The organism is Ochrobactrum sp. Marseille-Q0166 (genome assembly GCF_014397025.1).
Classification (GTDB): domain Bacteria; phylum Pseudomonadota; class Alphaproteobacteria; order Rhizobiales; family Rhizobiaceae; genus Brucella.
The window spans coordinates 205,804-228,948 of the sequence record NZ_JACJUO010000002.1 but is presented as its reverse complement, the minus strand read 5'-3'; the positions used below and the strand labels follow the sequence as shown (position 1 = coordinate 228,948).

Genomic DNA, 23,145 nt, shown 5'->3' with positions numbered 1-23,145 from the left:
ATCATGACAAAGCCAGTTTTTCAGCGCCTTTCAGAAACAGACAAATTGCCACAATCACTGCGCGATTGCGTGGTGGCGATTGGTAATTTTGATGGTGTGCATCGCGGCCACCAGGCCGTGTTGGAACGGGCGCTGGAGCTGGCACAGATGGATGGACTGCCGGCTGTCGTTCTGACTTTCGAGCCGCATCCACGCAGCTTTTTCAAGCCGGACGAACCTGTTGAGCGTCTGACGGATGCCGCCGAAAAAGCTGAAATTCTGCGTCTCATGGGGTTTCATGCGGTAGTTGAACAACCGTTTACGGGTGATTTTTCGGCGCTCTCGGCTGAAGACTTCGTTCGCACTATTCTGGTGGACCGTTTGCAAGCCAATTGCGTGGTAACGGGCTATGATTTCCATTTCGGCAAAGGCCGTCGCGGCACGCCGGAATTCCTGGTCGAGGCTGGGCAAAAATTTGGATTTAGTGTTTCGCTCGTTGATGCATTCAGCGACGAGGGCGGGGAAATTGTTTCCTCAACACGCATTCGTTCGCTTCTCTGTGATGGCGAGGTTGCTGAGGCTGCGGGCCTTTTGGGGTATCGCTATCGTGTCAGCGGTGAGGTCATCCATGGGCAGAAGCTGGGCCGGACGCTCGGCTTTCCAACTGCCAATATGGTGATTGATGATCATGTCAGTCTGAAGCATGGCATTTATGCGGTGCGATTCCGCAGAGCCGATGGCATTCTGCATGATGGGGTTGCGAGTTTTGGTCGGCGCCCGACAGTAGCCAGCGATGGAAAGCCATTGCTTGAAACATTTGTCTTCGATTTCTCCGGCGATCTTTATGGTGAAATCGTTGAAGTATCTTTCTTCGGCTATTTGCGTGGTGAAGTGAAATTCGAGGGACTTGATCCGCTGATTACTCAAATGAAGCGGGATGAAGAAGAAGCGCGTAGCCTGCTCGCCGGGGCAAAGCCGATTTCTGATTTGGATCGTCTATTATCGTTTTCTAATCAGTAGTGTTCTAATGCAACACTTATGGGAAAATAAGTGTTGTCGTTTTCATCGGTGTTTAAGTTTAATTTTACATATTTCGTTCAAGCAGTATTAATTGCCCCAAAGTTTTATGGGCACTGTTTGATCGGAGTATCAAGTGACGCGTATTGTATCTCTTGCCTTGGTCGCGGGCGCCGTATCTTTATTTAGTCCATTGTCAGCGTTTGCTGCTGATGTGCAGCAGACTGATATCTACACGACAGAAGTTGCACAGCCAGCGCGCAAGCATTTCTGGTCGGGTGACTGGTATCTTAAAGTCGGTGCAGCCGGAATGATTGCCCCTAAATTTGAGGGCTCCAACAAGTATCGCTTCTCGGCGCAGCCGCTTATTTCTCTCGGCCGTCAGGGCGAGGCGGAACGTTTTTCGTCGCGCAATGACAACGCGTCGTTTGCTTTCATTGACAAGGATCGTTTTCGCGTTGGTGCGGTTGGAAAACTGATGTTCGAGCGCGATACCGACATTGAAGGCATACACAAAACGAAATTCGGCGGTGAGGCTGGCGGTTTCGTGGACGTTTATCCGACCGACTGGTTACGTTTCCGCGGTGAAGTTCGTCACGGCATTCGTGCGCATAAGGGTGTTGTTGCTGATATCGCCGCTGATGCCTTTTACGATGTAACGCCGAAAATTCGCGTTTCTGCGGGTCCGCGTGCGACATTCGCATCCAAGGATTACATGCGCACTTACTATGGTGTGACGGCTGAAGAAGCTGTGGCTTCCGGTTTGAAGGAATATCGTCCGGGTGGCGGTTGGGAATCGGTCGGGGTCGGTGGCGCTGTAACATGGCAGGCAACGGATAAGATCGATACCAGTCTGTTTGCTGAATATAATCGCCTCCAGGATAAGGCCAAGAATTCGAGTATCGTTAAGGATCATGGCTCGCCAAACCAGTTTACGGTTGGTGTGTCGGCGACTTATCGTTTCGATTTTTCGCTCGACTGATTTGAAATTAGTCAATCTGTAAGGTTTTCAGAGGCAGGGCTGCAAGTTTATTGCGCCCTGCCTCTTTATTCCTGCGATGGTGATTGCTAAAAGCGTGCCCATGATGACGGATTTTCGGCATATCGGCATGCTCATAAGAAGCACTGGCCGAATTATTGGCCCGGCCTTCCTTTAAAACCCGATGGCGTTGCGAGAAACGCAACGCTGGGGAGGAAGGTCCGGGAATGACCTGTTGCGCCTTGCGCTTTCTCAGTTTTCAAGCATTTTCACCCGCCAGTTTGTCGTGCGGGATTACAGGCAAATGATAAAATGACCGATAAGATCGATTATTCGAAGACACTTAATCTTCCGCAGACCGATTTTCCTATGCGTGCAGGTCTTCCGCAGCGCGAACCGCTTTTCGTGCAGCGCTGGGAGGAAATGAACCTCTACAAAAAGCTGCGTGAAGATGCGAAGGACCGCCCGCTTTATGTGCTGCATGATGGCCCTCCTTACGCAAACGGCAATATTCATATCGGCCATGCGCTGAATAAAATCCTCAAGGACGTCATCACCCGCTCGTTCCAGATGCGCGGGTTCAACTCGAACTACGTGCCGGGCTGGGATTGCCATGGCTTGCCGATCGAGTGGAAGATTGAAGAAAAATACCGCGCACAGGGCAAGAATAAAGACGAAGTCGAGATCAACGAATTCCGCAAGGAATGCCGTGATTTCGCAGCGGGCTGGATCAAGGTTCAGTCTGAAGAGTTCAAACGTCTCGCAATCTGTGGCGATTTTGAAAATCCCTACACAACGATGAACTTCCACGCGGAAGCGCGGATTGCTGGCGAACTGTTGAAGTTTGCAGCCAGTGGCCAGCTTTATCGTGGCTCGAAGCCAGTCATGTGGTCGGTTGTCGAGCGTACAGCGCTGGCAGAAGCCGAAGTCGAATATCATGATATTGAGTCGGATATGATCTGGGTCAAGTTCCCGGTCGCCGGTACTGGTGATCTTGCCGGAACTTCCGTTGTTATCTGGACGACGACTCCATGGACCATTCCCGGCAATCGTGCGGTTTCCTATTCCAGCCGGGTTGCTTATGGTCTTTACGAAGTCGTTGCTGCTGAAAACGATTTCGGCCCGCAGGCTGGCGAAAAGCTCATCTTCGGCGACAAGCTGGCAGAAGAGTGTGCGAAGAAAGCAAAGCTGGAATTCAAGCGCTTGCGTGATGTGACGTTTGAAGAACTGGGTGCGCTCCAGCTTAATCATCCGCTCAAAGGATTCGCCGGCGGTTATGAGTTTGTTGTTCCGCTTATCTCTGGTGACCATGTCACCGATGATGCCGGTACGGGCTTTGTTCACACCGCGCCAAGCCATGGTCGCGAAGACTTTGAAGCATGGATGGATGCCGCGCGTGAACTTGAAGCACGCGGCATTGATCCGAGCATTCCTTTCCCGGTGGGCGACGACGGTTTTTACACAAAGGATACGCCAGGCTTTGGTCCTGATCGGGAAGGTGGTGCCGCGCGCGTTATCGACGACAATGGCAAAAAGGGCGATGCCAATGACGCTGTCATCAAGCAGCTCATCGCGCATAATAATCTTTTTGCACGCGGTCGTCTGAAGCACTCCTATCCGCATTCTTGGCGCTCGAAGAAGCCAATTATCTATCGCAATACGCCGCAATGGTTCGTCTACATGGACAAGAACCTTGGCGATGGCACAACGCTGCGTTCGCGTTCGCTCAAAGCCATTGAAGAAACCCGCTTTGTGCCTGCGGCCGGGCAGACTCGTCTGCGCGCGATGATTGAAGGTCGCCCCGACTGGGTGCTCTCACGGCAGCGCGCTTGGGGTGTGCCGATCTGCGTTTTCGCGGATGAAGAGGGCAATATTCTTCAGGATGATGCCGTTAACAAGCGCATTCTCGAAGCTTTCGAGGAAGAAGGCGCTGATGCATGGTTTGCGGAAGGTGCACGTGAGCGCTTCCTAGGCAGCCGCGCCAACGAAGGCTGGACGCAGGTTCGCGATATTCTTGACGTATGGTTTGATTCCGGTTCGACGCATACCTTCACGCTTGAAGATCGTCCTGACATGAAGTGGCCAGCCGATGTCTATCTCGAGGGCTCGGATCAGCATCGCGGCTGGTTCCATTCATCATTGCTGGAAAGCTGCGGGACGCGAGGCCGTGCGCCCTACAATGCCGTTGTCACCCATGGTTTCACCATGGATGAGAATGGTAAAAAGATGTCGAAGTCGCTTGGTAACACTGTGACGCCGCAGGATGTGATCAAGGACTCAGGCGCCGATATTCTGCGTCTTTGGGTCATGACGACCGACTATTGGGAAGATCAGCGTCTGGGCAAAAACATCATCCAGACCAACATCGACGCCTATCGCAAGCTGCGCAACACGATCCGCTGGATGCTCGGCACACTCGCCCATGACGGAGGCGAAACGCTGCCTCACGCCGATCTGCCTGAACTCGAACGCCTGATGTTGCATCGCTTGGCTGAACTCGATGAAGTCGTACGTTCAGGTTATGATGCTTTTGATTTCAAGCGTATTTCCCGCGCTTTGATCGATTTCATGAATGTCGAACTCTCGGCGTTCTATTTCGATATCCGCAAGGACGCTCTTTATTGCGATGCGCCATCGAGCGCGCGTCGCAAGGCTGCACTTCAGACAGTCCGAGCGATCTTTGATCGTGTGACCACATGGCTTGCACCAATGCTGCCTTTCACCACCGAAGAAGCATGGCTTGATCGCTATCCGCAATCGGCTTCGGTCCATCTCGAGCAATTCCGCACAATTCCAGCGGAATGGCGCGATGACGTGCTGGCTGAAAAATGGCGCAAGGTCCGCAATGTTCGCCGTGTTGTTACGGGTGCGCTGGAACTGGAGCGCGCGGACAAGCGCATCGGTTCTTCGCTGGAAGCAGCTCCGGTCGTTTACATCACCGACAAAAGCCTTGCCGATTCGCTTGATGGCTTGGATTTTGCTGAGATTTGCATTACCAGCGGTATCTCACTCACCGATGCTGCTGCGCCTGCTGAGGCCTTCACGCTAGATGAAGTTAAAGGCGTTGCCGTTGTTCCTGTTCGTGCGGAAGGTGAGAAGTGTGCTCGTTCATGGCGTTATACGACAGATGTCGGTTCGGACCCGGAATTCCCGGAAGTCTCGGCGCGTGACGCACTCGCACTGCATGAATTGAAAGCTCTTGGTAAGCTTTCAGCCTAATAATCGGAAGCCCGGTCACCAGGTGAAGTTCCGGGCTTTTCGCTGCAAGGCTTGCCTTATAGCGTGAGAACATGGTGAAATAGCGGTTAATAACGCGATTGCCCGTCGAGATGGTCTCATGTAAAAGGCAGTCTTTGAGATAAACTTGCAATCTGCCTTGGAGTTGCCGGTTTTCTGAGGCAGAGGTGTGAAAACTTCTCTGACATAGAGAAAATCGACAGGCGTAAAAGAAGTGGCGCTTATGAAGATTGAAGGACGAGTTCTGGTATTGATGACGGCGGTTGCGGGTCTCGCACTGTCTGGCTGCGTGTCGTCGCCGACCTACGGGACCGACAAAACAGCGAGTGCTCAGCTTCTCGACGATATGTCGAATATGGCTAGCTTCGGTCAGGGCAAGAAAAAAGAGCGCATTGATTATAAGCCGCGTCCTGATCTTGTGCGTCCGGCAGCGGGTGATAAGGGCTCATTGCCTGCTCCGCAAGAGAGTCTGGCAAGTGCTGGTGATCCATCATGGCCGGAATCACCAGAACAGCGTCGCAAGCGTCTGCGGGATGAAATCACTGCGAATCGTGACAATCCGAACTTTGTTTCGCCGATTGAGCAGGATGCACCGATTGCCAGCAATGCAAGCCACCTTCCAAGCGGTAGCAGCCGTCGTGAAGAATTCGCGACACGGACGCCGACCGCGGATCCTGCACGTGTTGCAGAGTTGAAGAAAGCGCGCGAACAGCAGGCACAGGGTTCATCTTCAACGCGCAAGTATCTCAGTGAACCGCCATTGGCTTATCGTCAGCCAGCACCTACTGCATCTGCGGGTGAGCTTGGGCAAGATGAAGCGCAGAAAGAACGTGAGCGCAAAAAGGCGGCTGGCGGTGGTAAAAGCTGGCGCGATATGCTGCCATGGAATTGATTATATAAAATATCATCTTTTATTGTTTGGTCAGCCAGAAGTTAACGCTTCTGGCTGATTATATTTATACATACCGCAATGTCATGAAAATACCGTGTTTAGGCGTATGATTATTGTACATTAAATTTTTTTAATGTCGGTTATTTTGAGAAATATTTGATTTCAATCAAGGAGTACATTCTGGCAGATCGTAATCTGCTCTTTTCGGGATGTAAGGTGCTTATTATGAATAAATCAAACCGCTTTTGGGACACTTCTGATGGTTACGGGCTGGTCAGCCGTTGTTTCCACTGGTCTATGGCCGTGCTTTTTGCCTGGCAGTTCACATCGACAATCCTTCGTGTACTCGCGAAAGATACCTCGCTCTATAATTTCTTTTGGCCGACGCATTATCAAGTGGGTTTTGTATTGCTGCTGCTTGTGCTTTTCAGGGGTATCTGGGGATTGCTCAATCTGTCGCGTCGCCCGCATAAGTCGGGTACGTTGGGTAAGCTGGCAGGGCTTGGCCATCTGGTGATTTATGCGCTGATGTTCGCGGTTCCGGCACTTGCACTGTTACGAACTTATGGCGGTGGCCGCGGTTTCTCGTTTCTCGGAATGCAGATATTTGCGAAGACGGGTGTTCAAGACGCTGCTTTAACGGCTCCAGCTAATGCCGCCCATGGTTTTTTGGGTTGGGTGTTGTTGGCTATCATAGCAGGCCATGTGTTGATGGTATTTATTCATCATTTTGCGCTGCGCGATAATACGCTGCGTCATATGATCGGACACCGGGTGGCCAGTTAAAAAAGTTTATCGCTTCTCACGGAAAAAATCCCGAAGCAGCTTCTGGGATTCTTCTTCTGAAAATCCGGCATAAACATCAGGTATGTGATGACATGTGGGCTGTGTGTAAAAGCGCGGCCCATATTCCACTCCGCCACCTTTCGGATCAGCCGCGCCATAATAAAGACGGCGAATACGTGCGAAAGAGATAGCGGCTGCACACATGGCGCATGGCTCAAGTGTCACATAGAGATCGCAGTCCGGCAGACGTTCGGAGCCAAGTTTTTCTCCAGCCTGCCGAATAACCAGCACTTCGGCATGGGCGCTGACATCATTCAATTCACGTGTTCTGTTACCTGCGCGTGCGATAATTTCTCCATCATGCACGATGACTGCGCCGATCGGCACCTCACCACGAAGAGCAGCAGATTTGGCTTCTTCGAGTGCAACATCCATGAAAGTCGCGCCGTTAATGGATGCAATATCCGTAACCTTTTTCAATCCAACCTCATTTCATGGCCGGTAGAGGGAAATTTTACTCGCAAGCTTATGAGCGATTTGTTACTGCATAAGTCACGAAATCAAAACCGATTTGCGAACGGATTTATACAGCGTCCTTGATCAGACTGTGACTCGCCGGCTTCCCTGCGGCAAGAGACGGCAAGGCGACGCTGCTGAGAGGCTAATATCAGATGAGTACAGAAGACGACAATAAGGGCGGTCGACGTCCTCCATACGGTCGCGGTGAAGGCCGTGGAGATCGCGCGGGCGGCACGCGCGGCGAACGCGGTGAGCGGCGTCCGGGATTTCGGGAAGCTGGTTCGCGTGAAGACAGGCCTCGCCGTGACGATGAACGCGGCGCTCCGCGCAAGTTTGGATCGCGCCCGCCGCAAGAAGATGAAGATAGTGGCGAACGTATCGCCAAGCGTCTGGCACGTGCAGGTATCGCCTCGCGCCGTGAAGCAGAGACAATGATCGCGGCTGGTCGTATCGCGGTTAATGGGAAAGTGCTTGCAAGTCCTGCAGTGAATGTAAAACGCAGTGATGTTATCACTGTTGACGGCAAGCAGTTGAAGCAGGCCGAACGCACACGGCTTTGGCTTTATCACAAGCCTGCTGGCCTTGTGACGACAAATCGTGACCCTGAAGGGCGTCCGACTGTATTTGAAGCACTGCCCGCCGAAATGCCGCGTGTTCTTTCTGTCGGTCGTCTCGATATTAATACAGAAGGCCTGCTGCTGCTCACCAATGACGGTGGTTTGTCGCGCGTTCTGGAACTGCCTTCGACCGGCTGGCTGCGCCGCTATCGCGTTCGCGCCCATGGTAAGGTCACGCAGGCACAGCTTGACGAGCTTAAAAACGGCATCGCCGTCGATGGTGTCTTTTATGGCAGTATCGAAGCGACGCTTGAACGTGAGCAGGGCGCGAATGTCTGGATTTCTATTGGTCTGCGCGAAGGCAAAAACCGCGAAGTTAAGAACATTCTCGGTGCATTGGGTCTCACTGTTGGGCGCCTGATCCGCGTTTCTTTTGGTCCTTTCCAACTTGGTGATCTGGAAGAAGGCGGCGTGCGTGAAATTCGCGGACGCATTCTGCGCGATCAGCTCGGTGAAAAGCTTGTAGAAGAATCGGGCGCAGATTTTGATGCGCCAATTCTGAATGAATTTTCCAACACCGTTGTTCAGGGCCGCACTGCGCGCGAAATGGAACAGCGTGAACCGCGTGAGCAAGAAGGTGAATATCGTCGTCAGCCGCGTGAGCGCGAATGGATTTCGAGTCAGCCTGAGCGCCGTAAACGCCCGGAAAAAAAAGAAGACAAGGTCGAGCCGCGTCGTCGTGGTGGCGTGAACGTCTGGATGGCATCTGGCGCACGTCCACAGGGTGAAAAAGCTGCCGCAGAAAAAGCAGCGCGTGCCACGGCTCGTGGTGAACGTGCAAGCCGGTCGGAAGGCGATTTCAAATCTCGCCCACGTCGCTTCGAGGAAGGTGATCAGCGTCGCGATGAGGGTCGTGAAGATCGTCCGCGTCGCTTTGAGGGCCGTTCGGAAGGACGCCCTGTAAGCCGTTCCCCGCGTGGTGGAGGTGACTTCCAGTCACGTCCACGCCGTTTTGGCGACGGTGAACAGCGTCGTGACGAAAGCCGTGAGGATCGTCCACGCCGTTATGAAGGTCGTTCTGAGGGCCGGTCAGAGGGGCGCGGTCCACGTCCTGAAGGCCGTGATGATCGGAAGCAGGAACGCCGTCCGGGTAAGCGCGAGCGTGCTGAGTTGAAGGCTGAAGGCGGTGAGAGGTCATCGGGTGGTTATGAAGGCCGCAGCTTTGGCAAGCCTTCAGCTCCGCGTGGTGACGGCCGATTTGGTGGTGGAAACGCTGATCGTGGCCCACGCAGCAGCGGACCGCGTTCAGGCGAAGGTCGCGGCCCGTCGAAGGGTGCGGGAAGCTCTGGCAAGGGTCCGGATCGTTCCGGTTCAGGTGGTAAGCCGAGCAACGGCCGATCGGGTGATGGAAAGCCACGCGGTGGCAAGCCAGGGGGCGGTGGTGCGGATCGTCGGCGGTAAATTCCGCGGGCGTACGCTCGTAACACCGGCAACAAATGCGATCCGCCCAACCACGGATCGCACGCGTGAAAGCCTTTTCAATATTCTCGCACACAGCTTTCCCGATAAGGTTGATGGCGGTCGTGTGCTTGATCTCTTCGCAGGGACGGGGGCGCTCGGACTCGAAGCGCTTTCTCGCGGCGCCCGCTATGCGGTTTTTGTCGAAGAATCTGCAGAAGGTCGCGGCATTCTTCGCCAGAACATCGAAGCTTTCGGACTTCAGGGCCAGACCAAGGTTCTGCGCCGTGATGCCTGCAAGCTGGGCGAAGCGGGCACGATGGAACCCTTCGATTTGATATTTGCTGATCCACCCTATGGTCGCCGCATGGGGGAAAAGGCTCTTTTATCTGCACTGGAAGGTGATTGGCTTAATCCTGACGCACTTATCGTGCTTGAAGAGGAAGCAGAAGCATCGCTTGAACTGGATGAACGATTCGTCGTTCATGAAGAACGAAATTATGGTGGCACCATCATTCGTCTTATTCAGTTGAGGCATGGCTGAAAATCCGCTGGTTCCGGATAACCGGGGCTGGCAGTGATATTTGATATTGAATTTGATCATTTCGTCCTTTTGAACGGCGAAATCAAAACTGATTGGAGATGTCGTTTGGTGTATAACCCCTCACTCCGGCGCTTTTTCTTGTCCACGGCACTCGGTTTCGCGCTTGCTCTGCCGCTAGCAGTCGTTTCTGTTCAGGCGCAGACATCTGCTCCCGTCGTGTCGTCTGATACGGTAGCTGTTCAGCCTGCGCAAAATCTGCCAGAAATCACGAAATCTGAAGATATCAGCAGCTTCACGCTGGAAAACGGCCTCAAAGTCGTCGTTATTCCGGATCACCGTGCGCCGGTAGTCACTCAGATGATCTGGTATCATGTCGGGTCCGCTGATGAAGCTCCAGGAAAATCCGGTATTGCGCATTTTCTTGAGCACTTGATGTTCAAGGGCACCAAGACTTATCCGGCGGGCGAATTCTCCGCGAAGATCGCAGCGATTGGCGGTCAGGAAAACGCATTCACCTCTTATGATTATACCGCCTATTTCCAACGTGTTGCACCCGATGCGCTCGAAATGGTGATGGGTTATGAATCCGATCGAATGGCCAATCTGGTTCTCGATGAAGAAGCGGTCACGACAGAGCGAGAGGTGATCCTTGAAGAGCGTCGTATGCGGGTCGATTCAAACCCCGCAGCGATGCTTATGGAAAACACTGACGCCGTGCTGTTCTATAATCATCCTTATCGTGTGCCGGTTATCGGCTGGCGGCAGGAAATGGAGAAACTCAGCCTGAAGGATGCGGTTGATTTCTACCACCAATATTACACGCCGAATAATGCGACACTGGTTATTGCCGGGGACGTGACACCTGAACGCGTCCGTGATCTCGTCATGCAAACCTGGGCAAAAATCCCCAAGCGTGCCGAGGTTCTGCCACGGGAACGTCCGCAGGAACCGGAAAAGCACGCAGCGCGGGTTGTAACCTTGCATGATGATCGGGTGAGTACGCCTTCTTTCCGTGTATCTTGGCTGGTACCGTCTTATGCGAATGAAAAGCGCTTTCCGCATGTGAAGCAGGGCGATGCGCCTGCGCTTGATCTGCTGGGTGAAATCTTAGGCGGTTCGCTGCGCTCACGTCTTTATCAAGAGTTGATCGTCAAACAGGGCATCGCGTCGAACACCGGGGCAAGCTATGATGGTGATGCACTCGATGACGGAACGTTTTCTGTCTATGGCTCCCCGCAAACGGGTAAGACACTGGCTGATGTAGAAAAGGCGGTTGATGCCGAGGTTGCGCGGATCATTAAAGACGGTGTGACACAGGAAGAGTTGGATCAGGCACGAAATCGTTTCCTCAAAGCTGTTACATTTGCACGGGATAGCCAGTCTGGGATGGCCCGCATCTATGGCTCTACCTTGTCGATTGGCCAGAATATCGAAGATATTCAGAAATGGCCGGACCTCATCAAATCGGTGACGGTCGATCAGGTTAAGGATGCCGCGGGCCGTTATTTGGTGAAAGATCAATCAGTGACGAGCTATTTGCTACCACCTGATACGGAGCCGGAAAATGCACGCGAAAATCCAGCTGCAGCAGCAACCAATGACGGTGAAGGCAACGCGGGAGGAGCAATCCAGTGAGTGAGGTTGTTGTTTTGAACATGTTGCGAGCAAAGAGTGCCATCGTTGCCGTTGTGATATCCATGATGATGCTAACGGCACTCACTCTTCCTGCCAGTGCAATTGAAATTCAGGAAGTGGTTTCACCAAAGGGCATTAAAGCCTGGCTGGTGGAAGATAATTCAGTGCCGCTCGTGTCCATGCGTTTCTCTTTTAAGGGCGGGGCTTCACAGGATCCATCGGGCAAGGAAGGTCTTGCTAACCTGATGACCGGGCTTTTCGATGAAGGCGCAGGTGATCTTGATTCTGACAGCTTTCAGGAACGCATTGATAATCTGGGCGGAGAAATGAGTTTCTCGGCGTCGCCGGATTCTGTTTCAGGCAGTATTCGTATGTTGGCTGAGAACCGCAAACCTGTTACCGATCTTCTCGCACTCGCGGTCAATAAACCGCGTTTTGATCAAGACGCAATTGACCGTATCCGCCAACAGGTCGTTGCCAGCCTTGAAGCATCACAGCGCAATCCTTCGACGATCGCATCGCGTAAGTTTGCAGACGTGCTTTATGGCAACCATCCCTATGGCCGCCCCGATGAAGGGACTGTTAAGTCGCTTCAGTCGATCAGTCGTGATGATCTGGTGAACTTTCATCGCAAAAATTTTGCACGTGATCGCCTGACGGTTGGTGTGGTTGGCGCTATTAATGCCAAGGATCTCGGTGAGATGCTCGATGAGGTCTTCGGTGATTTGCCAGCAACGGCGGAACTGGTGCCGGTGCCTGATGCAAAGCTCGCACTGGGTACAACCACCAGCCTTAGCTTTGACATGCCTCAAACGTCGATCAGCTTTGTTTATCCAGCAGTCCCTCGCAAGGATGAAGAGTTCTTCGCTGCCTATCTGATGAACCATATTCTTGGTGGTGGTTTCACATCACGTCTTTATGCAGAAGTGCGGGAGAAGCGTGGACTCGCCTATTCGGTATCGTCGTCAATGTCGCTTCGTGATCATGTTTCAGCGCTGACGATTTCCACAGCTACCCGGCCAGAAAAAGCGCAGGAATCTCTAAAAATCATTCGCGAGCAGGTGGCCAAGATGGCCAATGAAGGGCCGACAGAAGCAGAACTTGCTGCGGCCAAGAGTTACCTTAAAGGCTCCTACGCAGTGAATAATCTCGATTCATCGATCTCGATTGCTGACACGCTTGTTGGCCTTCAGGAAGCAGATCTTGATCGGGATTATATCGATAAACGTAATGAATTGATTGATGCCGTGACGCTGGATCAGGTGAAGGCTATTGCCAAAAAGCTTCTGGAAGCAGAACCTGCAATTCTGATTTTCGGCCCTGCGCAATCTTAAGCTAGTGGTCTGATTCCAACATTTGCCCCCGTCGATTCATACGCTGAGCAAATGTTGGGATCAAAAAGAGCACAAGTGCAGCGAGAGGAAAGCTTTATGGATGAGTCTCTACCGACATCTCCGCGCATCGCCGTTGCCTTTGGCGGCGGCGGTGCTCGTGGTATTGCGCATATTCATATAGTTGAAGTTCTCGACGAACTTGGTGTTAAACCGGTCGCAATTGCTGGCTCTTCCATCGGTTCGATCGTTGGTGCGGGCGTTGCCAATGGTATGACCGGCACAGAAATTCATGAATATATGGCGGCAATTTTCAATCGTCGATCGGAAGTCGCGCGCCGTATGTGGCAGGCACGTCCTGAACGCTGGGTGGAATTGCTGAAAGGTGGGTTCCGTGTCAGCCAGTTCAACCTCGAGAAAATATTAGACGTATTTCTTCCGGCGTCACTGCCTGAAAATGTCGAAGAGCTGAAAATTCCGATGAGCATCACTGCATCGGATTTTCATGCGGCGGCTGAACTCAATATCGAAGAAGGTGATTTGCGCTCTGCTATTGCCGCATCCTGCGCCATTCCACCGGTATTCAGGCCAGTGCGGCGCGATGGACGTATTCTGGTTGACGGCGGACTGCTCAATCCGGTGCCGTTTGATCTGCTTTTCGATAAGGCAGATATCATCATAGGAATTGATGTCGTTGGCACGCCTGTTGGCCCTGATGATTATATGCCGACAACAATTGAAGCGGTCATGGGAGCCAATCAGCTCACCATGTGCTCAATTATCGAGAATAAATTCCGAAACAGACCCCCGCATATCTTCCTGCGTCCGAATGTTGAGCGAATAGGCCTGCTCGATTTTCTAAAGTTCGAACAGATTTTATCGCAAAGCGCACCCATTCGCGAAGAATTGAAACGCGCACTGGATTCCGTTCTGAGTGGCAGAACCGCTGCAGCTGCTTCTTGATCTATTCAGCCGCAACCGGTTCCGACGGAGTTTCTTCATCAACATTAGCAACAGTGTCGATGTTATCGCCGGCTTTGTCGATACGCTGGCCTTCACGCTGTGGTTTGACCAGCGGTTCGGGTGTCACTGGCTTGTTAAACAGCAGATGCCGCCCTGCCATGATGCCTTCAGACGCTTGAACATGAAGGCGGTCTTCATCGCGCTGACGTACATCTTCCCGAATGGCATAGGCGTTGGCTTCAGATAAGCCTAATGCTTCGAGTGTGCGCTGGCCAAACAAAAGACCCGATTCGAAAGTTTCACGCAGTTCATATTCAACACCCTGCGCACGAAGCTGCAGGGTATGTTCACGATCATAAGAGCGAACAAACAGGCGCACATCCGGATATTCCGACTGGATCAGATTGATAATCCGGTTGGTGATTTCCTTTTTATGTGTGCACACAGCCACGAGTTTTGCTTTGCGGATGCCGGCAGCCTCCAGCACATCTTTACGGGTTCCATCGCCAAAATAAATGCGGAAGCCAAATTTGCCCGCCGCTCTTACGCGATTGGGTGAGTTGTCGATCACGGTCACATCGATGCCACCCGCAAGCAGGATCTGCGCAGAGATTTGCCCGTAACGCGAGAAGCCGATCATCAGAACATCGGCGCCAGCGCCTTCGAAGTTTTCTTCAATGACGTCTTCGGTTTTGTCTTTGATTAACAGCTTTGAACCGATGGCCACAGAAAGCGGCGTTAAGGCCATTGATACGGTCACAGCGGCAACAAGTTCAGAGCTTAGTGCATTTGAAATAACGGCGGCTGCTGCGGCAGCAGAAAATAGCACGAAGGCGAATTCACCGCCCTGTGGTAGCAGAAAAGCTACCCGGATCGCATCATTGTGGTTCGAACGGAAGATGCGGCAGAGCAAATAGGTGATCGCTGCTTTGACGATCATGAAAATCGGAACCGCAATCAGGATTGTTTTCCAGTATTGCAGAATGACGGTTAGGTTGAGCGAAAGTCCCACGGCGACGAAGAACAACCCAAGGAAAATACCCCGGAACGGTTCAATGTCTGCTTCAAGCTCGTGGCGGTATGACGATTCGGCAAGAAGAACGCCTGCTATGAAAGCGCCCATAGCCATGGATAACCCGGCCGATTGCAATAGACTTGCCGAACCCAGCACCACAAAAAGAGCTGCTGCGATCATGACTTCGCGTGCGCCGGTATTCGCAATGATCCGGAACATTGGATTGATAAGATAGCGTCCAGCGATGACAAGGGCTGCAATTGCTGCGACAGCGGTCACAAGATGAAAACCGGCGCTGGCTTGTGACGGTTCATTGGGAGAAAGTGCGGGAATGATTGCAAGGATCGGGACGATTGCAAGATCCTGGAATAACAATATCGCGAAAGCACGCTGTCCGTGCTTCTGGTTCGTTTCAGCACGGTCTTCCAAAACCTGCATCGCAAACGCCGTGGAAGACAACGCGAGCCCAAAACCGATTATGATCGCGGCTTCAGTGCTAAGGCCAGCGAGATACACACCGAGTGCCGCGAGGGCTGAGCCTGTCAGGATGACTTGTGCGGCGCCAAGACCAAAAATCGCATGACGCAAGGCCCATAGACGCGATGGCTTTAATTCAAGGCCGATGATGAACAGAAGAAACACGACCCCGAGCTCTGAGAAATGCAGAAGATCTTCGCCATCTGAGATGAGGCGTGCCACTGGACCGATCACGATGCCAGCCGCAAGATAGCCAAGAACGGTACCAAGACCGAGCCGCTTGAATAGCGGAGCCGCGATAATCGCGCCGCCCAGAATCATCAGCGCTTGTAAGTAAAGGCTTCCGCCAGTTGGGACCATGATATGCTCTTGGAATTCGAAGAATGTAACGGCTTCCCTTGAAGCCATCGGATTTCAGCAATATAGAAACACGATATGTCTCTAATCAGTCCGATGTCGAATAATTTGACATAAGTTTTTTGCAAATTCCGATTACGGCTGGTTACATTGCGTGGTCTCCCAAGTGGAGCCATCGTTGATTTCAAGCTTGGATTATATAATGATTTCAGACAATTCATCGGGTAAACTTGTTGATCGCGCGGCACAGCTCGTGGCTGCTGCAAAGCGCGCCGGAGCGGATCATGCTGACGCAGTTGTGATCCGAGCCCGCTCGGTGAGTGTTTCTGTCCGGCTTGGCAAGGTTGAGGGAACCGATTCGTCGGAGAGTGATGACTTTTCCCTGCGTGTCTTTGTGGGCCGCCGCATCGCCAGTGTTTCGGCCAATGCAGGCAGCGATCCCGACAGATTGGCAGAGCGTGCGGTGGCCATGGCTCGCGTTGCGCCTGAAGATCCGTTTGAGCAATTGGCCGATCCGGATTTGCTTGTTAAGCAGCCACGCAGCCTCGATCTCTTTGACGCCACTGAGGTTGATACTGCGCGGCTGACAGCCGATGCACTTTTAACGGAAGAGGCAGCACGCGCAGTTGCCGGTGTTACCAATTCGGGTGGCGCTGGCGCATCGCGTAGCATGGGCGGTCTGGTGCTTGTGACATCTTCCGGCTTCTCGGGCGAATATGCTGCGACGCGTTTTGGCCGTTCTGTTTCTGCTATCGCAGGCGAGGGCACGAAGATGGAGCGCGATTACGACTTCAGCTCACGCCTTCATTTTGCGGATCTCGAAACGCCTGAAAATATTGGACGAAGCGCAGGTGAACGAGCAGTTCGGCGTTTGGGTGCAAGGCAGGTTAAAACAGGGCCTGTCAATGTTGTGTTCGATCCGCGACTGGCGCGCGGAATCGCAGGGCATCTTGCAAGTGGGATCAATGGTGCTTCTGTCGCACGTAAAACCAGTTTTTTGCGTGACAGCATGGGTAAGCAAATTTTGAAGTCGGGAATAAATGTCACCGATAATCCCTTGCGGGTTCGTGGATCGTCGTCCCGCCCATTCGATGGCGAAGGCATTGAAGGCCAGCCGCTGACTATGGTTGAGGATGGGGTGCTAAGGCATTGGCTCCTCTCTGGTTCAAGTGCGCGGGAACTTGGTCTTGTCGGTAATGGACGTGGTGTTCGTTCAGGTTCGGGCGTGTCTCCCGCCTCAACCAATTTTGCGATTGAGCCGGGTGAAGACACGCCGGAAGCGCTCATTCGTGCGCTTGGTACTGGTTTTTATGTAACAGAAGTTTTTGGCCAGGGCGTTGATATGATCACAGGGCAATATAGCCGTGGTGCATCTGGTTTCTGGATCGAGAATGGTGAATTGGCTTATCCTGTGAGTGAAGTGACGATAGCTTCCAATCTTAAAGATATGTTCCTTAATATGACTCCTGCGTCCGATATTGATCGGAATTTCGGCATGGCGGCTCCGACACTCGTAATCGAAGGCATGACCCTTGCCGGAAATTGAGAAGCGAAAAGATATTCAGAACGAGCTGGAACTGTTGCGTCATGCCGCGCGTGAGGCAGGTCGCATCGCCATGCGTTATTTCGGGCAGTCACCGGAGGTATGGTTCAAAGAAGGTCAGTCGCCGGTTAGCGAAGCCGATTTCGCTGTCGATACCTATCTCAAGCAGGTTCTTCTTGAAGCGCGGCCTGACTACGGCTGGATTTCAGAGGAGACGACCGATGACCGTACGCTACAGCACCGTCGTCGTGCTTTTGTTGTTGATCCCATTGATGGAACCCGTGCCTTCATTGGTGGTCAGTCACAATGGTGTGTAAGTGTTGCCGTCGTAGAAGATGGCAAGCCAATCGCAGGCGTCCTGCAATGTCCGGTGCTTAGCGAAGTTATCGAGGCTGGAAAAGGCTTTGGCGCGTCGCAGAATGGTCTGCCGATCCAAACACGATTGCCGCCACCGGGTGAAAAAATATCCATGGCGTCAGCAAAACGAATGGTGGATGTGTTGCCAGATGGTTGGCGTGATCGTGTGATTGTTCATCCTTATGTGCCATCTCTTGCCTATCGGATTGCAATGGTGGCGCGGGGTGATATTGCTGGCACCTTCATTCGGCCCAATTCGCATGATTGGGACTTGGCAGCAGCCGATCTTATCTTAAGTGAGTCGGGCGGGGCGCTTCTTGGTCATGACGCTCGACCGATTATTTATGGTGGACCGACGCTGCAACATGGGGCATTGGTGGCATCCAGCGGCAACCTTTTACAGGAAATGTTGAGTGTTGTCGCGGACTGGCCATTGAGCTAATCATGCCGCAAAGCAAGTAGTTTCAAAGGGTATTAAAATGAGCGTTGAAGGCGACAAGAAGCAGCTTCTTCATCTGGTGTTTGGCGGTGAGCTGACAAAGCTTGGAACTGTTCAGTTTCGTGATCTCGATAAACTCGATGTCGTTGGGATATATCCAGATTATGAATCGGCTAAGACTGCATGGAAATCGAAGGCTCAGCAGACAGTTGATAATGCACATATGCGCTATTTTATCGTGCATCTGCACCGTTTGCTGGACCCGGAAGGTGTTGATCTGAAAGCGGAATAAACGCTTGTCTGCTTCACGCGACCGTTCCGATGGCTTTGCAAAACGCTTGTGGCGTCGCATTCGCGGCCCACTTGCGCGTTCGGCTTTGGTCAAATCTGCACTCGTGCAGTTGATTGCCGGCTATCTGAAATTCGTGCGTTTGACTAACCCTCCTCGGACGGGTTCAGCAGATATCAAGGTTCTTTTGCGGGAGAACAACCCCTCCATCATAACCTTTTGGCATGGCCAGCACATTATGGCGCCTGTTGTGCGCCCGCATGATTTGTCTGTGGTTGCCATGTTTTCGCGCAGTGCAGATGCTGAACTTAATGCGCGTATCGCAGAAAAGTTCGGCTTTATCACGGTGCGCGGTTCCGGCGGGCGCAGCGAAGGAAATTCAGCGAAAAAAGGTGGTGCGCGCGCACTTCTGACATTGAAAAGTGCGCTGAAAAAGGGACAATCTGCATCAATGATTGCCGATATTGCACATGGCACGGCGAGGGAAGCTGGCGAGGGTATCATTTTGCTGGCCAAACTCTCAGGCCGACCGATACTGCCTTTTGCATATGCATTTTCGCGCAATCACGTTTTGCATAAGACATGGGATAAGACCACTATTCCTTTACCGTTCGGGCGCTCGATGATTGTATGCGGAGAGCCTGTCTGGGTGGATGAAAATGCGGATGAGGCACAATTGGAAGAAAAGCGCATGGAACTGACGCGACAACTGAATGACGCGACAAATAGAGCCTATGCTGCATTGGAGGCAGGTAAATGAGTGAACGATGGGCGCGAAATATGTTGTCGGCCTATCGCATGCTCGGCTCCGCCGTTTACCCTTTTATAGGGACTTATATTTCCTATCGTGCTTCACGTGGTAAGGAAGAACGCACACGCCGCAGCGAGCGCTATGGCAAGACCGGCATTGCTCGTCCGCAAGGGCCGGTTATCTGGGCTCATGCCGCAAGTGTGGGTGAATCGGTTGCTATGGCACCGCTGATCGAAAGCATCGCTGCAACCGGCATCCATATCGTCATGACCACCGGGACTGTAACATCGGCGAAGCTGGTTGCTGATCAGCTGGGAAATCAAGTCATCCATCAATATGCGCCGCTCGACCTGCAACCGGCAGTGAATAATTTCCTCGATCACTGGAAGCCGGACCTGGTGATTGGCTGTGAATCTGAAATCTGGCCTGCGACAGTGCTGTCACTCGGCACACGCCATATACCCCAGGTTCTGGTTAATGGCCGTCTTTCCGATCGCTCCTTCGCCGCATGGCAAAAGCGGCCTGAGCTTGCCGAGGCACTATTTGAGAATTTTGCACATGTGATCGCTCAATCTGAGCTCGATGGTGACAGGTTTCGCACACTTGGCGCTCGGCCTGTCAGTGTCTCCGGCAACCTCAAGGTCGATACTGCGCCTGCTCCTGCCGACCCGCAAGCGCTTGCCACACTTCAGCACCAGATTGGGGAACGTCGCACCTGGGCAGCCATATCGACCCATGACGGTGAAGAAGAAATCGCTGCTGAAGTACATCAGATGCTGAAAGTGCGTTATCCGCGTCTTCTGACGATCATCGTGCCACGTCACCCAAATCGCGCAGAAGCCATTGAAAATATGCTGGCCGAAAAGGGATTGAAGGTTGCAGCGCGAAGCCGCGGCGATGTTATCGACCCAGACACTGATGTGCTGCTGGGCGATACGATTGGCGAAATGGGGCTTTATCTGCAGCTCACTGAAGTGGCGTTCATCGGTAATTCGCTGACCAAAGAAGGCGGCCACAATCCGCTCGAGCCAGCAATGATGGGGACAGCTGTTCTTACCGGAAAGAATGTTCAGAATTTCCGTGAATCTTTCCAACGGCTTATCAAAAATGGTGGTGCGCGCGTTGTTAAGGATCGAAACATGCTCGCAGGCGCGATCAATTTTCTCTTTAACAATCCAGAGCATCTCAAAACGATGATCCGTGCTGGCGCTGATACAGTTAAAGATATGCGTGGCGCACTTAACCGGACGTTGAATTCGCTTGAGCCATTTATACAGCCGCTGGTGTTGCAGGCCCAGTTACCGGGAAATCGTAATGAGGCCGCCTTTATCCATGGCGGCATCTGACAATGGTGAGAGAGGCGCCGACCTTCTGGTGGGAAAAACCTGGTTGGCGTGCACATAGCCTTGCGCCGGCTTCCTGGGTTTACGGAGCGATTGCAGGTCGCAGACTTCTTAGAACTGAACCACCAAGGATCGCAGTGCCGGTATTGTGCATTGGCAATTTTACGGTCGGTGGTGCGGGCAAGACACCAACGGCAATTGCTTTTGCTAAAGCTGTAAAAGAAAGAGGTTTTAGCCCGGGTATCGTTTCACGCGGTTATGGTGGCGATTACAAAGGGATACACATTGTGGATCCTTTAAATGACAGTGCGCGGCATGTCGGTGATGAGCCGCTTTTACTGGCACGTCATGCGCCGGTTGCACTTTGTCCGGATCGACTCAAGTCAGCACATGAGTTAATCCGGCGTGGCTGTGATTTCATCATCATGGATGATGGCTTTCAAAGCGCGCGATTGCATGTGGATTTCGCGCTGTTGGTCGTCGATGCCTCGCGCGGGATCGGCAATGGCAAGGTCATTCCGGCAGGTCCATTGCGGGCGCCTTTGACAGATCAGATGCGCAAGACCAGTGCTCTATTACGGATAGGGAAGGGAGACGCAGCCGATTTTGTTGTGAGGCAAGCGGCCCGAGCTGCGCGGCCGATATTCGATGCGCAATTACTCCCTTCTTCGCGGTCAACAGTCAAAGGAAACAGATGGTTGGCATTTGCAGGCATTGGTAACCCGGAAAAATTTTACGCCAGCGTAAGAGAGGCGGGTGGAGACGTGATTGAAACGAGATCTTTTGCTGATCATTATGCTTATTCGACAAGTGATGTCGTCGGTTTGCAGGATCGGGCCAAACAATTGGGAGTCGGTTTGATCACAACTGCCAAGGATCAAGTGCGTTTAACTACCATGCAAAATTTGCCGAAAGCTTTTGTTAAAGAGCTGGCTGTTCTCGATGTTGAGCTGAACTTTGAACGCGAAGATGCTGTCGGTCTCATCATGAGCAGTACCATTGAGCATTTTAAGATGCGGCAGCCGTCGCAAATTTAATTGAACGGCTGCCTGTAAGATTTAGAAACGATAGTTCAAACCGACCTTGAACGTATGTGTATCCAGTGAATTTGACGCTTTGCGGCCAACTGTAGCGCTGCCGGGCTATGTAACTATCTCGTACACAGGTGCTTCATAGGGCTGGCAACTGATTGGAATCATCTGGCATAAATCTTCTGAGTAGGCTTGGATAACCCATTCTGTCCCCACTTGTTCGCGGACGTCATAATAGGTGGTTACATTTTCGCGAGCGTTCGAGACTTTGGTTCCTTATTGCCAAACCTGCTAGAGGCATATTCACCTTTGAGGCACTGGAAAAGCTACCCCAAGTGCATCATGCCGTAGGGAAGGGAATCTGATTATGCAACTTCCTGTAAAAGTGTAGCAAGGACCTCGGCTGGCGTCTTGAATCCAAGACACTTCCGCGGCGTTGCATTGAGATTGTGGGCGAGGGCAGTCAACTGCGCCTGGCTAATCTGCACCAGATTCGTATTGCTGGTAAATACCGTCGGATGCGCTTATTGATGTTCTCAATAGAACCTTTTTGCCACGGTGAGTTGGGATTGCAAAACTAGCTTTTAGCTCCCATTCCATCTTCCAAAGCCCGGAACCCCATAAACTCGGAACCACGATTAAAGGTAAAACTGCGGCGTGCATGATAGGGCAGTGCAGCAAAGGTCCGAATGATTTTGTTCATGATGGGCTTTGAATGCCAACTGCTGTTTTTGATGATCACGCAATAACGACTTTTGCGTTCAACAAGTGTCATAACATTGGCTTCTCCGAGGTCACGATCAAAGATAATCAAATCGCCTTCCCAGTTGCCGAATTACGGGCGATTGCCAATAAAATCAGGGTGTTGATGAATACGAAACGCTTCTGGAATGCGAGAGCTGCGCGATCTTCTGGTGCCGCGTGGGCAGTGCTTTGTTCGCATCTCAGCCAGGTGTTCATACAGCTTTAGCCCATATTCTTCATTTGAATAAATGAAGCGATAGCTTGTTTCTGCGCACAGATGTATCGCGCTTAGGCCATGGCTAATCAGTCGGCCACAAATCTGTTCAGCCGACCAATGGGCTTCCAACTGTTCTATGACGAATTTGCACAGCTCTGGGTAACGTCTGAGCTTGCGCAACCGTGTTCTGCGGTATTTACTAATGTTGTCGGCAATAACGTTATGATAGCCATTATAGTCTGGAATCTCGGTGTCCCGGAAGCTGTTGCGCTTGATCTCCCGGTAGGTTGTTGAGCGATGACGACCCATCAGACGCGTAATATCGCCGAGAGGGACTTTGAGCTGTTTTAACTCAAATAACCGACGAAGGTCCGGCAAACTGACTTGCGAATAGCAATTCGACATCCAATTTCGTCCATAGCTAACCACATGAATTCATTGTTATGTTGATCGGATAATCCTCCATAATAAGTAAGACGCTCGGCCATCCGAACTATCACAAGTGCTTCGGACACATTTGATGTCGAGTTTATAGGTTTGAACATGATGCAGGTCGCATTTCCATGTCCATACGAGATAATGCATCATGGCAGTACGCCATCGCGTTCTTTAAATCATTGAACGCCGTGTTGGGAGGCACGGTCAGTTATTCGGCGATTTGTTTATGTGGCCACTTATGAATACG

18 protein-coding genes and 1 pseudogene are annotated in these 23,145 nt (G+C 52.2%); 16 read left to right on the top strand and 3 right to left on the bottom strand.

Annotated elements, in window-relative coordinates; all coding sequences use genetic code 11:
- Positions 1–3: 3 nt before the first annotated feature.
- From H5024_RS12205 to H5024_RS12185, 5 genes are all read left to right on the top strand, one after another.
- Positions 4–999 (top strand): bifunctional riboflavin kinase/FAD synthetase, encoded by a 996-nt coding sequence (locus tag H5024_RS12205; RefSeq protein WP_187547197.1) that lies wholly within the window; start codon positions 4–6, stop codon positions 997–999.
- A gap of 133 nt (positions 1,000–1,132) precedes the next feature.
- Positions 1,133–1,978 (top strand): MipA/OmpV family protein, encoded by an 846-nt coding sequence (locus tag H5024_RS12200; protein ID WP_187547195.1) that lies wholly within the window; start codon positions 1,133–1,135, stop codon positions 1,976–1,978.
- 309 nt (positions 1,979–2,287) lie between these two features.
- On the top strand, positions 2,288–5,194 hold the full coding sequence (gene ileS, locus H5024_RS12195) for an isoleucine--tRNA ligase (protein WP_187547193.1): 2,907 nt from the start codon (positions 2,288–2,290) through the stop codon (positions 5,192–5,194).
- 241 nt (positions 5,195–5,435) lie between these two features.
- Positions 5,436–6,104, top strand: coding sequence for a hypothetical protein (locus tag H5024_RS12190; RefSeq protein ID WP_187548591.1), 669 nt, complete (start codon positions 5,436–5,438; stop codon positions 6,102–6,104).
- Between the two features lie 225 nt (positions 6,105–6,329).
- Positions 6,330–6,890: a cytochrome b gene (locus H5024_RS12185; RefSeq protein ID WP_187547191.1), complete on the top strand. Its 561-nt coding sequence runs from the start codon at positions 6,330–6,332 to the stop codon at positions 6,888–6,890.
- A 6-nt stretch (positions 6,891–6,896) separates the two neighbouring features.
- On the opposite strand, the gene H5024_RS12180 is transcribed toward H5024_RS12185, so the two are convergent.
- Entirely contained in the window at positions 6,897–7,325 is a 429-nt protein-coding gene (locus tag H5024_RS12180; RefSeq protein WP_187548590.1) for a nucleoside deaminase, read from the bottom strand.
- A gap of 236 nt (positions 7,326–7,561) precedes the next feature.
- Between H5024_RS12180 and H5024_RS12175 the strand changes: the two genes are divergently transcribed.
- The 5 genes from H5024_RS12175 (at position 7,562) to H5024_RS12155 (ending at position 13,897) form a co-directional block, all read left to right on the top strand.
- Positions 7,562–9,427 (top strand): pseudouridine synthase, encoded by a 1,866-nt coding sequence (locus tag H5024_RS12175; protein WP_187547188.1) that lies wholly within the window; start codon positions 7,562–7,564, stop codon positions 9,425–9,427.
- Entirely contained in the window at positions 9,408–9,968 is a 561-nt protein-coding gene (gene rsmD, locus H5024_RS12170) for a 16S rRNA (guanine(966)-N(2))-methyltransferase RsmD (RefSeq protein WP_273727420.1), read from the top strand. Before H5024_RS12175 ends, rsmD begins: the two co-directional genes overlap by 20 nt.
- Before the next feature lie 108 nt (positions 9,969–10,076).
- Positions 10,077–11,603 carry a pitrilysin family protein gene (locus tag H5024_RS12165; RefSeq protein WP_187547183.1) on the top strand — a complete coding sequence of 509 codons (1,527 nt, stop codon included), beginning with the start codon at positions 10,077–10,079 and terminating at the stop codon, positions 11,601–11,603.
- 62 nt (positions 11,604–11,665) lie between these two features.
- Positions 11,666–12,937: a pitrilysin family protein gene (locus H5024_RS12160; RefSeq protein WP_247875346.1), complete on the top strand. Its 1,272-nt coding sequence runs from the start codon at positions 11,666–11,668 to the stop codon at positions 12,935–12,937.
- 96 nt (positions 12,938–13,033) lie between these two features.
- The gene (locus H5024_RS12155; protein WP_187547181.1) at positions 13,034–13,897 is read left to right on the top strand and encodes a patatin-like phospholipase family protein; all 864 of its coding nucleotides are present in this window, start codon (positions 13,034–13,036) and stop codon (positions 13,895–13,897) included.
- A gap of 1 nt (position 13,898) precedes the next feature.
- Here H5024_RS12155 and H5024_RS12150 read toward each other — a convergent pair whose 3' ends face one another.
- A complete protein-coding gene (locus H5024_RS12150) occupies positions 13,899–15,749 on the bottom strand; it encodes a monovalent cation:proton antiporter-2 (CPA2) family protein (RefSeq protein WP_187547179.1) in 1,851 nt (616 codons plus the stop codon).
- Between the two features lie 199 nt (positions 15,750–15,948).
- On the opposite strand from H5024_RS12150, the gene H5024_RS12145 reads away from it, so the two are divergent.
- Genes H5024_RS12145 through lpxK form a run of 6 tightly spaced genes read left to right on the top strand, consistent with a single transcriptional unit; the run spans position 15,949 to position 21,505 of the window.
- Positions 15,949–17,292 (top strand): TldD/PmbA family protein, encoded by a 1,344-nt coding sequence (locus H5024_RS12145; RefSeq protein ID WP_187547177.1) that lies wholly within the window; start codon positions 15,949–15,951, stop codon positions 17,290–17,292.
- Positions 17,279–18,088, top strand: coding sequence for a 3'(2'),5'-bisphosphate nucleotidase CysQ (locus H5024_RS12140; RefSeq protein WP_187547174.1), 810 nt, complete (start codon positions 17,279–17,281; stop codon positions 18,086–18,088). Before H5024_RS12145 ends, H5024_RS12140 begins: the two co-directional genes overlap by 14 nt.
- A gap of 37 nt (positions 18,089–18,125) precedes the next feature.
- Positions 18,126–18,377: a DUF4170 domain-containing protein gene (locus tag H5024_RS12135; RefSeq protein ID WP_187547172.1), complete on the top strand. Its 252-nt coding sequence runs from the start codon at positions 18,126–18,128 to the stop codon at positions 18,375–18,377.
- A 4-nt stretch (positions 18,378–18,381) separates the two neighbouring features.
- Positions 18,382–19,134, top strand: coding sequence for a lysophospholipid acyltransferase family protein (locus H5024_RS12130; RefSeq protein WP_187547170.1), 753 nt, complete (start codon positions 18,382–18,384; stop codon positions 19,132–19,134).
- The gene (gene waaA / locus H5024_RS12125; RefSeq protein ID WP_187547168.1) at positions 19,131–20,471 is read left to right on the top strand and encodes a lipid IV(A) 3-deoxy-D-manno-octulosonic acid transferase; all 1,341 of its coding nucleotides are present in this window, start codon (positions 19,131–19,133) and stop codon (positions 20,469–20,471) included. Before H5024_RS12130 ends, waaA begins: the two co-directional genes overlap by 4 nt.
- 2 nt (positions 20,472–20,473) lie before the next feature.
- The gene (lpxK, locus tag H5024_RS12120; protein ID WP_187547167.1) at positions 20,474–21,505 is read left to right on the top strand and encodes a tetraacyldisaccharide 4'-kinase; all 1,032 of its coding nucleotides are present in this window, start codon (positions 20,474–20,476) and stop codon (positions 21,503–21,505) included.
- A 359-nt stretch (positions 21,506–21,864) separates the two neighbouring features.
- On the opposite strand, the pseudogene H5024_RS12115 reads toward lpxK, so the two are convergent.
- A pseudogene (locus tag H5024_RS12115) lies at positions 21,865–22,865 on the bottom strand (IS30 family transposase).
- Positions 22,866–23,145 lie beyond the last annotated feature (280 nt).